Raw genomic sequence first — 11854 nt, forward strand, 5'->3', positions numbered from 1 at the left:
ATTGCTTGAGGCAAACGGGCTTTCCCCGGGGGTAGGTTCACCGCACCAAGCAGTACCTGACCTCGGGGGAAGCCATGGATGTGCTGTTCTACCTCGTGCCCAGCCTGATGCTGGCCGCGGCACTCTTCATGATCTACCGCGTGGTGCGCCGCGGTCTGCAGGTGCGAGCGGCCTGGAACAGCGGGCTCACCGCGCAGGGCCGCTGTCTGCGGATGTTCACCACGACCCATGGCGGCGGCGAGCACAGCCGGGTCCGGACCACTCTCCACCACGTCTACGAGTTCACGACCCACGGCGGCCGCCTGATCCGTTTCGAGGAGGAGGACGGCCCCGCGACCCGCCTCGAGGGCGACCTCGTCACGGTCTACTACACGGACGGCAAGGGGGACGTGGTCGCCACGGCCCACGCGCCGGCCCGCGTCAAGCAGGCGGCGTCGACCCTCGGGATCCTGGCCTTCCTCGGGGTGTTCGTGGCGTTCTGCATCGGCTTCATGGTCACGTTCCACACGGAGAATTCCGGCTCGGACGGCTCCGGGTACTCGTCGACGATGCCGTAGCAATCTGACGGTACGTCAACTACCGTGCGCCCCCATGGAGTCCAGGGAGGCCAAGCGGCGCACGGTCGCGGAACTCGTGGCGGAGCGGTGGGGCGACCACCGTGCGGGGCTGTGGTGCGGGGAGCGTGTGTTCACCCACCACGAGGTGGCCGCGGGCGCCGCGGCCCGGGCGGCACTGCTGGCCGACCTCCTGCCGCCCGGCGCCGAGCCCCACGTGGGGGTGCTGCTCGACAACACCCCTGAATATCCACTGTGGTTGGGCGCGGCAGCCCTGGCCGGAGCAGCCGTCGCCGGTATCAACCCCACCCGCCGCGGCGCCGAACTCGCCCGCGACATCCTGCACACCGAGTGCCGCATCGTCATCACCGAGCGCGCCCACCTCCCGCTCCTCGCCGGCCTCGAACTCCCCGGCGTACGGCTGCTGTTGACCGACGGCGAGGGGTACGAGGACCTCCTCGCGCCGTATACGACCGCCGAGCCGGACGCCTCCCGTGCCGCTCCCGGGGACCGGTTCCTGCTGTACTTCACCTCGGGCTCGACCGGCGCCCCCAAGGCCGCGATCTGCACCCAGGGCCGGCTCGCGGCCGCCGGTGCCTCGCTGGTCGGGCAGTTCGGGGTGCGGCGCGAGGACGTGCACTACGTCTGCATGCCGATGTTCCACGGCAACGCGGTGATCGCCGACTGGGCGCCCGCGCTGGCGGCCGGGGCGGGCGTGGCGCTCAGGCGGCGCTTCTCGGCCTCCGGATTCCTGACGGACGTACGGAAGTTCGGGGCGACGTACTTCACCTATGTCGGGCGGGCCGTGCAGTACATCCTCGCCACCGAGGAGCGCGACGACGACCGCGACAACCCCCTCCGGCTCGGCTTCGGGACCGAGGCGGGGGCGGTGGACGCGGCGGCCTTCGAGCGGCGGTTCGGGGTACGGCTGGTGGAGGGGTACGGGTCCTCGGAGGGCGGGGCGGCCGTGCAGTGGTCGCCGGGGACGCCGGCCGGGGCGGTGGGGCGGGCGGCGCCCGGTCTCGTCGTACTCGATCCGGAGACCCGCGCAGAGTGCCCGACCGCCCGCTTCGATGCGGCCGGGCGGCTGCTCAACGGGGAAGCGGCCATAGGGGAGTTGGTGAACCAGGGGCCCAACCCCTTCGAGGGGTACTGGCGCAACCCGGAGGCGGAGGCCGAGCGGCGGCACGGGGGCTGGTACTGGACCGGCGACCTGTTCTGCCGCGACGCCGACGGCTACCTCTACTTCGCCGGCCGCACCGACGACCGCATCCGCGTCGACGGCGAGAACCTGGCCGCCGCGATGATCGAGAACATCCTCGCGCGGTACGAGGGTGCCGACGCCGTCGCCGTGTACGCGGTGCCGGATCCGGTCACCGGGGACCAGGTGATGGCGACGGTCGCGGGGAGCTTCGAGCCGGTGGCCTTCGCCGGGTTCCTGGCCGCCCAGCCCGATCTCGGGACGAAGATGGCGCCCCGGTTCGTACGGGTCGTGGAGCGGATGCCGGTCACGGCGACGAACAAGATCCACCGGGGGCGGCTCAGGCGCGAGGGGGTGCGCTGCGCGGATCCGGTGTGGTGGCGGCCGCCGGGGGAGCGGGCGTACCGGAGGCTGGCCCGCGCTGAAGACGCCGAAGGGCCTCTCGCTCCCACGAGAGGCCCTTCACCGGTGCGCCGCCAGGGACTCGACCCCCGGACCCGCTGATGCTGCATTCCCCGGGGGCTGTGTTGATGTGCGGCTCCGCCGCGCGGCCCCCGGACCCCCAGCCGCTCGTGCAGGACCCGGGAAATATCTGTCCCAATGGCGAAGGCCTCTCGCTCCCACGAGAGGCCTTCACTGTCGGTGCGCCGCCAGGGACTCGAACCCCGGACCCGCTGATTAAGAGTCAGCTGCTCTAACCAACTGAGCTAGCGGCGCATGACTCGCGCCGACCGCTTGATCTGTGTCTCGCGGACGGCGACGAAGAAAATAGTACCTGGTCCGAAGGGGTGCTTCCGACCACCGGCCGGGGCGGTCGGAACGTCTAGATCGCCAGGGACAGCAGCACCGGCGCCGCGTTCCGGTTCAGGGCGTCCGCGGCCTGGCGCAGACGGTGGGCGTCCTCCACCGGGAGGGACAGGGCCAGGCAGCCGACCGAGGAGCCGGCGCTGATCGGGACGGCCGCGCAGACCGTGCCGACCGCGTACTCCTGGAGGTCGAGGTGGGGCACGGTCGGCGGCTGGGACTCCAGGCGGGAGAGCAGGAGCCGGTCGCTGGTGATCGTGCGCGAGGTGAGACGCGCCAGCTTGTGGCGGGAGAGATGGTCGCGGCGGCTGTTGTGGTCGAGCTGGCCGAGGAGGCTCTTGCCTATCGCGGTGGCGTGGGCCGAGTAGCGGAAGTCCACCCACTCGTTGACCACCGGGGTGGTGGGTCCGTCGGCGTACTGGGCGACCCTGACCTCGCCGTCGACGTACGAGCTCAGGTACACGGCCGCGCCCACGGAGTCGCGCAGCCGGTCCAGGGTGCGCTGGAGCTTCTCGCGCAGCGCCTGTTCCCTGCCCTGGGCGGAGCCGAGGCGGGTGAGCGCGTCCCCGGTGACATACGCGCCGTCGGTGATCTGCTCGACGTAGCCCTCGCGGCGCAGCATCCTCAGGAGGGTGGTCAGCCGCTCCGGTGTGAGGCCGGTGAGCCGGGCGAGCTCGGTGTCGGTGATTCCGGCGGTGTGCCGCGCCACGGTCTCCAGGACGCGCAGGGCGTCCTGGGCCGAGTGGTACGGCGCGGTCGGCTCGTGCTTCAGCGCCACGGTGTTCCCCCTGCGCTCGCTCACTACTGGGCCGTAATCCGGACAGCGAATCTCTTCCACGATAACGGTCAAGAGGCTTGTTGTGAGCGGCTGTTGACGAGATTCCGACCCCGCCGTACCGCTCTCAACAGGGACTCAGGCACTCTGGCATATGCCGATGACATGACCCGGCGTCGGGACCTCGGAGGTTGAACCACGTTCAACCTCTGAAGCCTTCCCGACGTCAGAGCACCGCGCTGAGAAATTCCCGGGTCCGGTCGTTCTCGGGCTCGCTGAAGATCTTCTCCGGCGGCCCCGACTCGATGACCCGGCCCGAGTCGAACATCAGCACCTGGTCCGAGATGTCCCGCGCGAAGTTCATCTCGTGGGTCACGCAGAGCATCGTGATGTCGGTGGTGCGGGCGATGTCGCGCAGGACGTCCAGGACACCCGCGACCAGCTCCGGGTCGAGCGCCGAGGTCACCTCGTCCAGCAGCAGCACCTGCGGCCGCATCGCCAGCGCCCGGGCGATCGCCACCCGCTGCTGCTGGCCGCCGGACAGCTGGGTCGGGCGGGCGTCGCACTTGTCGGCGAGACCCACCAGCTCCAGCAGCTCACGGGCGCGCGCCTCCGCCTCGTCCTTGGACAGGCCGAGGACGGTGACCGGGGCCTCGGTGATGTTGCGCAGCACCGACATGTTCGGGAACAGGTTGAACTGCTGGAACACCATCCCGATCTTCTTGCGGACCTCGCGGATCTGCTTCTCCGGGGCCGGGAAGAGCTGGTCCCCGGCGACCGTGATCGTGCCCTCCTCCGGCTTGGTGAGGGTCATCAGCAGCCGCAGGATCGTCGTCTTGCCGGAGCCGGACGGGCCGATCAGCGTGACGTGCTTGCCGGACTCGACGGAGAAGTCGAGCCGGTCCAGCACCGTGTTGGACCCGAAGCGCTTGGTGACGTTCTCGAAGCGGATCAGTTCGCTGCCGTCCACCGGCGGGTTGGCGCTCGCGTCGGGATCTTTCATCAGAGGGGTGTCAGCGGACAAGGCGTCGCTCCAGGGCTCGTACGAGAAGGGAAGCCGGGTAGGCGATGACGATGAAGGCCACACCGATGACCGTCAGGGGCTCGGTGAACTGGAAGTGCTCCTGGGAGAACAGCCGTGCCTGGCCGAGCATCTCCAGAACGGTGATCGTCATCAGGATCGGTGTGTCCTTGAGCATCGCGATGACGTAGTTGCCGAGGGCCGGGACGACCCGGCGGATCGCCTGCGGCAGGATCACCACGGTCCAGGTGCGGCGCACCGGCAGGTTCAGCGCGGTCGCGGCCTCCCACTGGCCGGCCGGGACCGCCTCGATGCCGGCCCGGTAGACCTGCATCGTGTACGTCGAGTAGTGCAGGCCGATCGCGCAGATGCCCGTGGTCAGCGCGGACCACGTCAGACCCCACTCGGGCAGCACGTAGAAGAAGAAGAAAAGCTGCACCAGCAGCGGGGTGTCGCGGATGAACTCCGTGACCACCCCGACCGGCCAGCGCACCCAGCGCGTCGGCGTCCGCATCAGCAGTGCCCACACCAGGCCCAGCGCGAAGGAGATCAGCGAGCCGAGGGCGAGGATCTGCAGGGTGACCAGCAGTCCGTCCCAGAACTTCGGCATGAAGTCGGAGACCGCGCTCCAGTCCCAGGTCATCCGAGAGCACCTCCCGCGCCCACGCCGGTCGTCTCAGGACGGCGCAGCTCCTGTTCGGGCGTGCGCCCGACCTGCTTGCCGAGCCCTGCCTTGAGCTTGCGTTCCAGTCCGCGCATCCCCCGTGTGAGCAGGAAGGCGATGACGAAGTAGATCAGCAGGACGTACGTGTAGATCTCCGCGCTCTCCTGCAGTGCCAGGCGCACCAGGTTGGCGCTGAAGGCCAGGTCGCCCATGCCCATGACGGACACCAGCGCGGTGCCCTTCAGCAGTTCGATGAGCAGGTTGGAGAAGGAGGGGATCATCTCCGGCACCGCCTGTGGCAGCAGGACCAGCCGCATCCGCTGCCAGGGCGTGAAGCTGAGGGCGATCCCGCCCTCGCGCTGCGCCGGGTCGACGGAGTTCAGCGCGCCGCGCACGATCTCGGCGCCGTACGCCCCGTAGGTCAGGCCGAGCGCGAGCGTGCCGGCCCACAGGGGCACCAGCTGCCAGCCGAAGGCGACCGGCAGCACGAAGAACACCCAGAAGATCATGATCAGGGCGGAGGTCCCGCGGAACACCTCGGTGTAGACGCCCGCGAGGAAGCGGACGATCCACAGCCGGTGGGTGCGGGCCATGCCGACGCCGAAGGCGACCGCCGCGGCCACCAGTCCGCTGAGGACCAGCAGCTGGACGGTGACCCAGATTCCGTGGAGTACGAGGTCCCAGAGTCCCGAGGTCATCCGCTCTTCCCTCCGCACAGCTCCTTGGCCGTGAGATCGGTCATCTCGGCCTTGGTGAAGCCGAAGGGCTGCAGAATCCGGAACAGCTCGCCGCTCTCCTTCAGCTTGTGCAGCTCGACGTTGAAGGCGTCCCGCAGCTTCGTCTCGGTCGGCCGGAAGGCGAAGGCGCCCCCGTCGACATGGGGCTTGCCCTTGACGAGCGGTGCGAAGGCCTTGGTCGCCTCGGTCTTGGAGGACTTCTTGACGACCTCCCGGGTGGTGAGCGCCGTACCGGCGAAGACGTCGACGCGCCCCGCCTCCACGGCGTTCATCCCGGCGACCTGGTCCGGCACGATCAGGATGTCGCTCTCCTTGTACCCCGCCTCGACGGCGTACTGGATCTCCGCATAGCCGGTGCCGGTCGCGAACTTGGCCTTCTTCGCGACGACGTCCTTGTAGTCGTGCAGGCCCTTCGGGTTCCCCTTGCGCACGATGAAGGAGTCGAGCATCTGGTAATCGGGGTCGGCGAATATGACCTGCTGGCAGCGCTCGGGATTGACGTACATCCCGGCCGCGACGACGTCGAACTGCTGCGAGTTCAGGCCCGGAATCAGCGAGCCGAACTCCGTCGGCACGGCCTGCACCTTGTCGACGCCGAGCCGTTTGAAGACGACCTTGGCCAATTCCGGCGCCTCGCCGGTCAGTTCGCCGTTCTTGTCGATGTACCCGAAGGGGATCTCACCCGCTATTCCCAGCCGTACGACACCTGCCGCCTTCAGCCGGTCGAGCAGTTCACCGCCTTCCGTCGTCGACGCGGTCGCCACGCGACTGCAACCCGCGGCGCCCAGCGCACCGAGCGCCGCCACCCCCGCGAGCAGCGACCGGCGTGTGGGTCCGGGTGTGTATCTGTCGTTCCCAAAAGGTGGAGCCATGGCGGCGCGGCTACCCGAGAGCATGCGATGTATGCACCATGGGATGCATGGCTGACCGCTACATCGAAGTCTCGCTGGTCAAGCGTGGAATCACCTGCACGGCAAAACTGCTGGACGACCGCGCCCCGCTCACCTGCGCGGCCGTGTGGGACGCCCTTCCACTGGGCAGCGACGTCTATCATGCGAAATACGCCCGTAACGAGATCTACGCCCTTTTCCCGCCGTTCGCGGCATCGGAACCACCCCTGGAAAATCCGACAGTTACCCCGATTCCCGGAGATCTCTGCTATTTCTCCTTCGCGGGAACGGAGCTGGGAACGAAGGCGTACGGCTACGACCGAGAGGTCCGCGCCGGTACGACGGTGGTGGACCTGGCCCTGTTCTACGAACGCAACAACCTGCTGCTGAACGCCGACGTCGGCTGGGTGCCGGGCATCGTCTGGGGCCAGGTCGTCGAGGGCCTGGCGGAGATGGCCGAGGGCTGCAACGACCTTTGGCGGTCGGGGGCGGCGGGGGAGACGCTGAGGTTCCGGCGCGCGGGATAGAAACAGCCTGCCCTCGTGCAGACTTGGGCCATGTCGAACACGATCGCCGGGTTGCTCGGTGGTGTCATCGGAGCGCTGATCTCGGCCCTCGCCATGTTCCTCGGACCGTTGGCCCATCAGCGACAGGCGGCTCGGCACGAGAGGGACCGGGCCGGTCGTGAGGAGATCCGGATCCAGCTGCAGCGGATTGCCCGGGTGCGTACGGCGATGCGCGACTGGCACGACTTCCTCAACAACGTCCTCGCCGACCTCGAAGCCGGCCGCTCCGTGGACCCGGAGCGGTTCGTCTCGGAGTCCAGAGCCTTGAAGAAGGAGGCGAGGGCGGCTTCCGACGAGCTGCTCGGCGGCGGACTCTGGGTCGGATCACAGCAGTTCGGCGCCTTCGACCAGGTGACGGGGGTACTGCACACGCTCGCCGGCGGGATCGTCGGCAGGGACGGTCGCACGCTGCGTGCCGACGAGATGCCGCGTGATCGGGTGCGCCGTTGGCGGGAGGACCTGTACGGCTCGAGGGCGGAGCTGAACGAAAGACTCCTGGCCTATGTCGACCGGCTGCAGGGCACGCCGGTCGACATGATCGACACGGGAGGGCCGGTCAGGCGATCGGGGGTGTGATCCCGGCCTCGTACAGGGCGTGCGCCGCCCGCAGCACCAGATCGTCGCGGTGCCGGGCGGCCACCAGTTGCAGGCCGATCGGCAGGCCGTCCCCGTCGGTGCCGACCGGGACGGTCGCCGCCGGCTGCTGCGTCATGTTGAACGGGTACGTGAACGGGGTCCATCCCGTCCAGCGCCGGTGCCCCGAGCCCTTCGGCACCTCGGCGCCCGCCTCGAAGGCGGTGATCGGCAGCGTCGGCGTGACCAGGAGGTCGTGGGACTCGTGGAAGTGGCCCATGCGGCGGCCGAGTTCCATGCGGACGTCCACCGCCGCGAGGTAGTCCAGTGCGGAGAGGCGGGCACCGGCAGCGCAGATCTCCCGCAGCCCGGGGTCGAGCAACTCCCGCTGGTGCGGCCCGAGTTGCTGGGTCACCCGGGCCGCCCCCGAGAACCACAGGGCGTGGAAGGCGTCCACCGGGTCGGTGAAGTCGGGGTCGGTCTCGCTGACGTACGCGCCGAGTTCCGCCAGCCGCTCCACCGCCCGCCGCACCGCCGCCGCGACCGCGGGCTGCACCGCCACCTGGCCGCCGAGCGAGGGCGAGTACGCGACCCGCAGGCCCTTCACCCCGCCCGGCAGTGCGGCGACGAAGGAGCCGGGCGCGGCGGACAGCGCCGACCAGTCGCGGTTGTCCGGCACTCCGATCACGTCGAGGAGCAGCGCCGCGTCCGCCGCGTCCCGGGTCATCGGGCCCACATGGGCAAGCGTGCCGAAGGCGCTCGCCGGGTAGAGCGCAACCCTGCCGTACGTCGGCTTCAGGGCGAAGACGCCGCAGAAGGCCGCCGGGATACGGACACTGCCCCCGCCGTCCGTGCCCAGCGCCAGCGGTCCCGCGCCGAGCGCCACGGCCGCCGCCGCGCCGCCGCTCGAACCGCCGGCGGTGCGGGTCGGGTCGTACGGATTGCGGGTGATCCCGGACTGCGGCGAGTCCGTCACGCCCTTCCAGCCGAACTCGGGTGTCGTCGTCTTGCCGATGAACACCGCGCCCTGCTCCCGCAGTCGGGCGACGGAAGGGGCGTCCTCGTCCCAACTGCCCTGCTCCGAGATGGTGTTGGAACCCTTCAGGGTCGGGGCGCCGCGCAGCAGCAGGATGTCCTTCACGGTCGTCGGGACCCCGTCCACCAGCCCCTTCGGCTCACCGCGCCGCCAGCGCTCCGTCGACTCCCGGGCCTGTGCGAGCGCCTCGTCGGCCAGCAGCCGTACGAACGCGTTCACCTCCGGCTGGATCCGCTCGGCCCGTTCCAGCGCGGCCCTCGTGGCCTCCTGCGGACTGAACTCCCCTTTGCGATACCCCTCGACGAGTCGTGCGGCGGTCAGCTCGGTGAGCTCGGGGTCCGTCATCTGCCCTCCATCGCTAGGACCTGTCCGGCGGTTCAGCGTCCTGGTACGTACCCGCGTTTCTTGTCGACCACGTTCAGCAGCGGCCTGCCCGCTTCCCAGCGCTCGTACAACTCCACGAACTGCGAGCCGAGTTCGTCCCGCCAGCCGACCGTGTCACCGCTCATGTGCGGGGACACGATCAGGCCCGGGACCTCCCACAACGGGCTGTCGGGGGTGAGGGGTTCGTGCTCGAAGACGTCCAGCGCCGCACCCGCGATCCACCGCTTGGCGAGCGCCTCCGCGAGCGCGTCCTCCACGACCAGACCGCCCCGCCCGATGTTGATGAACCGGGCTCCGGGCTGCATCACGCCGAAGCGGCGCGCGTCGAACATGCCGTACGTCTGCTCGGTGAGCGGCGCGGCCGCGATCACCCAGTCGGCGCGGGCGATCAGCCGGTCGAGATCGTCGGGGCCGTGGATGCCGGTGTGCGGGGTGCGCCCGACGAGCGCGGTGGTGATGTCCAGCGCCTTGAGCGTGCGGGCGATCGTACGGCCGATGGGCCCGGACCCGACCACGCACGCGCGCGTGCCGGCCACTCGCTGTGTCTCCCGGTGCCGCCAGGTCCGCTCCCGCTGCAGCTCCCAGGTCCGCGGCAGATCCTTGGCCATGGTCAGGACCAGGGCCGCGACATACTCGGCGATCGGCTGGTCGAAGACGCCGCGCGCGTTGGTCACCACCGTGTCGGACGCGGCGAGTTCCGGACACATCAGGTGGTCCACGCCCGCGCTCGCCGTGTGCACCCAGCGCGGCCGCGGGCCCCCGCCCGGCCAGGCGGTGCGCACGGCCCGGGACGCGAAGTCCCAGACCAGGAGCACGTCGGCGTGCGGCAGCCGCTCGGCGAGGGTCGACTCGTCGGCGTGCTCGATACGGGCGCGACCGGTGAGTCTGCCGAGGCGGGGAAGGGGTTCGGCGTCCAGGACGAGCAGGGTGGGGGTGGTCATGCGAGAGCCGTTTCTCGGGGCGGTTGCGGCCGTCTGACATGCGAGGTTTGACCACGCTCGCACCCGAACCTACCTTCGTCAACACGGGCGCTTTGGGGGGTCCGTTGCTCCGCTGTTTCTCACGGTGAGGCGGTGCGTGCCATGGGCATCATGGACGTTTCATTTCTCGGTGGACCCCGCCCGCAGCGCGGTGTTGGCGTGGTCGCCCCTTTTGACTTCGCGCTGGACCGCGAGCTGTGGCGCTGGGTCCCGGACGACGTCTCGCTGCATCTGACACGGACACCGTATGTGCCGGTCGAGGTGAGCCTCGACCTCGCGCGGCTGGTCAGCGAGCACGAGACGCTCGACGACGCGGTCCGCACCCTGACCGCGATCACACCCGAGGTCGTCGCCTACGCCTGCACCTCGGGCAGCTTCGTCGGCGGGATCGCCGGTGAGCGCGCGATGTGCGCGGCGATGACCCGGGCCGGCGCGGTCCCCTCGATCACCACCTCGGGCGCGCTCCTGGAGGCACTGGCGGCGCTCGGTGCGCGCCGGGTTGCGCTCGTGACTCCGTACACCGTGTCGGTCACACGCGCGCTGGAGGAGTACGTCGCCGAGGCGGGCGTCAAGGTCACCGGCTGTGTGTACATGGGCCTGACCAGGCACATCTGGAAGGTCCCGTACCGCGATGTGGTCGCCATGGCCCACAAGGCGGTACGGCGCTCCGCCGACGTCCTGTTCATCAGCTGTACCAACCTGCCGACCTACGACGTCATCCCGCAGCTGGAGGCCGAACTGCGCATCCCGGTGATCTCGGCCAACCAGGTGACGATGTGGGCTGCGCTGTCCCGGCTGGGTACCCGGGCGGTGGGGCCGTACCAGGCGCTGATCGATCCGGCGGCGCGTTCCGGTCCCGTACTGCCGGAACTCCCGGACGGTGAACAGCAGCAGGAAGGCAGGTCATGACGGCACTCGGATTCCTCTATCCCGGCCATTCCGCCGAGGACGACTACCCGCGCATCGAGCAGCTGCTCGGCAGCGACATCCGCCTCGACGTCGTCCACACCGACATCGGCGAGGACGCACACCGGGTCGACGCGCTGCTCAACATGGGCTCGGCCGAGCGGCTCGCGGCGGGAGTCGAGGAACTGCGCATGGCGGGCGCGGAGTCGGTCGTCTGGGCATGCACCAGCGGAAGCTTCGTCTACGGCTGGGAGGGCGCCCACGACCAGGTGCGCGCCCTCGCCCGTACGGCCGGAATGCCCGCCTCCTCGACGTCCTTCGCCTTCGTCCACGCGCTGCAGGAGGTCGGGGCACGGCGGGTGGCGATCGGCGCGACGTATCCCGAGGACGTGGCGGCGCTCTTCGCGGAGTTCCTGCGGGCGGCCGACGTGGAGGTGACATCGGTCCGCGGTGCCGGAATCATCACCGCGGCGGAGGTCGGCACCTGGGGCGAGGCGGAGGTGTTCCTGCTGGCGCGCGACGCCGACCGGGACGACGCGGACGCCCTCCTCCTCCCGGACACGGCCCTGCACACGGCGGCCCACATCCCGGCCCTGGAGAAGGAACTGGGCAAACCGGTCCTCACGGCGAACCAGGTCACGGTGTGGGAGGCGCTACGGCTTGCGGACCGCCGGGTGAACGCGCCGACGCTGGGTTCGCTGTTCACGCGGGAGCCGATCGTCCAGGTGTGACCTTGGCTCTCAAAAGCCGGAGGGGCTGATCT

Annotated in this window: 13 protein-coding genes and 1 tRNA gene; 6 read left to right on the forward strand and 8 right to left on the reverse strand. The window is 69.9% G+C overall.

Annotated elements, in window-relative coordinates; genetic code table 11:
- The first annotated feature begins 74 nt into the window (after nucleotides 1-74).
- Nucleotides 75-557 carry a DUF3592 domain-containing protein gene (locus ABZ880_RS05300; protein ID WP_361257178.1) on the forward strand — a complete coding sequence of 161 codons (483 nt, stop codon included), beginning with the start codon at nucleotides 75-77 and terminating at the stop codon, nucleotides 555-557.
- 34 nt (nucleotides 558-591) lie between these two features.
- A complete protein-coding gene (locus ABZ880_RS05305; RefSeq protein ID WP_361257181.1) occupies nucleotides 592-2259 on the forward strand; it encodes an AMP-binding protein in 1668 nt (555 codons plus the stop codon).
- A gap of 139 nt (nucleotides 2260-2398) precedes the next feature.
- Here the strand turns inward: ABZ880_RS05305 and ABZ880_RS05310 are convergent.
- The 6 genes from ABZ880_RS05310 to ehuB all read right to left on the reverse strand — a co-directional run bounded on the left by ABZ880_RS05310 (nucleotide 2399) and on the right by ehuB (nucleotide 6628).
- Nucleotides 2399-2472, reverse strand: a tRNA-Lys gene (locus tag ABZ880_RS05310).
- A 106-nt stretch (nucleotides 2473-2578) separates the two neighbouring features.
- On the reverse strand, nucleotides 2579-3337 hold the full coding sequence (locus tag ABZ880_RS05315) for an IclR family transcriptional regulator C-terminal domain-containing protein (RefSeq protein ID WP_361258158.1): 759 nt from the start codon (nucleotides 3335-3337) through the stop codon (nucleotides 2579-2581).
- A 223-nt stretch (nucleotides 3338-3560) separates the two neighbouring features.
- Nucleotides 3561-4337, reverse strand: a complete 777-nt coding sequence (gene ehuA / locus ABZ880_RS05320) for an ectoine/hydroxyectoine ABC transporter ATP-binding protein EhuA (RefSeq protein ID WP_361257184.1) — start codon at nucleotides 4335-4337, stop codon at nucleotides 3561-3563.
- A 10-nt stretch (nucleotides 4338-4347) separates the two neighbouring features.
- Complete coding sequence (gene ehuD, locus ABZ880_RS05325) at nucleotides 4348-4998, reverse strand: ectoine/hydroxyectoine ABC transporter permease subunit EhuD (protein ID WP_361257187.1); 651 nt, start codon at nucleotides 4996-4998, stop codon at nucleotides 4348-4350.
- Nucleotides 4995-5717, reverse strand: a complete 723-nt coding sequence (ehuC, locus tag ABZ880_RS05330; protein WP_361257190.1) for an ectoine/hydroxyectoine ABC transporter permease subunit EhuC — start codon at nucleotides 5715-5717, stop codon at nucleotides 4995-4997. The genes ehuD and ehuC overlap by 4 nt, the downstream gene beginning before the upstream one ends.
- Nucleotides 5714-6628, reverse strand: coding sequence for an ectoine/hydroxyectoine ABC transporter substrate-binding protein EhuB (gene ehuB, locus ABZ880_RS05335; protein WP_361257193.1), 915 nt, complete (start codon nucleotides 6626-6628; stop codon nucleotides 5714-5716). The genes ehuC and ehuB overlap by 4 nt, the downstream gene beginning before the upstream one ends.
- A gap of 47 nt (nucleotides 6629-6675) precedes the next feature.
- Between ehuB and ABZ880_RS05340 the strand changes: the two genes are divergently transcribed.
- Together ABZ880_RS05340 and ABZ880_RS05345 are read left to right on the forward strand one after the other, a co-directional pair.
- A complete protein-coding gene (locus ABZ880_RS05340) occupies nucleotides 6676-7173 on the forward strand; it encodes a DUF3830 family protein (RefSeq protein ID WP_361257196.1) in 498 nt (165 codons plus the stop codon).
- 30 nt (nucleotides 7174-7203) lie between these two features.
- Nucleotides 7204-7788, forward strand: coding sequence for a hypothetical protein (locus ABZ880_RS05345; protein ID WP_361257199.1), 585 nt, complete (start codon nucleotides 7204-7206; stop codon nucleotides 7786-7788).
- Here ABZ880_RS05345 and ABZ880_RS05350 read toward each other — a convergent pair.
- The gene (locus ABZ880_RS05350) at nucleotides 7769-9166 is read right to left on the reverse strand and encodes an amidase (RefSeq protein WP_361257202.1); all 1398 of its coding nucleotides are present in this window, start codon (nucleotides 9164-9166) and stop codon (nucleotides 7769-7771) included. The two genes, ABZ880_RS05345 and ABZ880_RS05350, sit on opposite strands and share 20 nt — an antisense overlap.
- Before the next feature lie 32 nt (nucleotides 9167-9198).
- A complete protein-coding gene (locus ABZ880_RS05355) occupies nucleotides 9199-10146 on the reverse strand; it encodes a D-2-hydroxyacid dehydrogenase (protein ID WP_361257204.1) in 948 nt (315 codons plus the stop codon).
- Nucleotides 10147-10296: 150 nt separating this feature from the next.
- On the opposite strand from ABZ880_RS05355, the gene ABZ880_RS05360 reads away from it, so the two are divergent.
- Entirely contained in the window at nucleotides 10297-11094 is a 798-nt protein-coding gene (locus ABZ880_RS05360) for an aspartate/glutamate racemase family protein (RefSeq protein ID WP_361257208.1), read from the forward strand.
- On the forward strand, nucleotides 11091-11822 hold the full coding sequence (locus ABZ880_RS05365; protein WP_361257211.1) for a decarboxylase: 732 nt from the start codon (nucleotides 11091-11093) through the stop codon (nucleotides 11820-11822). The genes ABZ880_RS05360 and ABZ880_RS05365 overlap by 4 nt, the downstream gene beginning before the upstream one ends.
- Nucleotides 11823-11854 lie beyond the last annotated feature (32 nt).

The sequence above is a fragment of the Streptomyces sp. NPDC047043 genome, assembly GCF_040644055.1.
Taxonomy (GTDB): domain Bacteria; phylum Actinomycetota; class Actinomycetes; order Streptomycetales; family Streptomycetaceae; genus Streptomyces.

Bases quoted from the DNA above. Each gene is read 5' to 3' on its own strand.
- ehuD (WP_361257187.1), bottom strand. From the start codon at position 4,998: ATGACCTGGGACTGGAGCGCGGTCTCCGACTTCATGCCGAAGTTCTGG.
- ABZ880_RS05350 (WP_361257202.1), bottom strand. From the start codon at position 9,166: ATGACGGACCCCGAGCTCACCGAGCTGACCGCCGCACGACTCGTCGAG.
- ABZ880_RS05345 (WP_361257199.1), top strand. From the start codon at position 7,204: ATGTCGAACACGATCGCCGGGTTGCTCGGTGGTGTCATCGGAGCGCTG.
- ABZ880_RS05365 (WP_361257211.1), top strand. From the start codon at position 11,091: ATGACGGCACTCGGATTCCTCTATCCCGGCCATTCCGCCGAGGACGAC.
- ABZ880_RS05300 (WP_361257178.1), top strand. From the start codon at position 75: ATGGATGTGCTGTTCTACCTCGTGCCCAGCCTGATGCTGGCCGCGGCA.
- ABZ880_RS05340 (WP_361257196.1), top strand. From the start codon at position 6,676: ATGGCTGACCGCTACATCGAAGTCTCGCTGGTCAAGCGTGGAATCACC.
- ABZ880_RS05305 (WP_361257181.1), top strand. From the start codon at position 592: ATGGAGTCCAGGGAGGCCAAGCGGCGCACGGTCGCGGAACTCGTGGCG.
- ehuA (WP_361257184.1), bottom strand. From the start codon at position 4,337: ATGAAAGATCCCGACGCGAGCGCCAACCCGCCGGTGGACGGCAGCGAA.
- ABZ880_RS05360 (WP_361257208.1), top strand. From the start codon at position 10,297: ATGGACGTTTCATTTCTCGGTGGACCCCGCCCGCAGCGCGGTGTTGGC.
- ABZ880_RS05355 (WP_361257204.1), bottom strand. From the start codon at position 10,146: ATGACCACCCCCACCCTGCTCGTCCTGGACGCCGAACCCCTTCCCCGC.
- ehuB (WP_361257193.1), bottom strand. From the start codon at position 6,628: ATGGCTCCACCTTTTGGGAACGACAGATACACACCCGGACCCACACGC.
- ehuC (WP_361257190.1), bottom strand. From the start codon at position 5,717: ATGACCTCGGGACTCTGGGACCTCGTACTCCACGGAATCTGGGTCACC.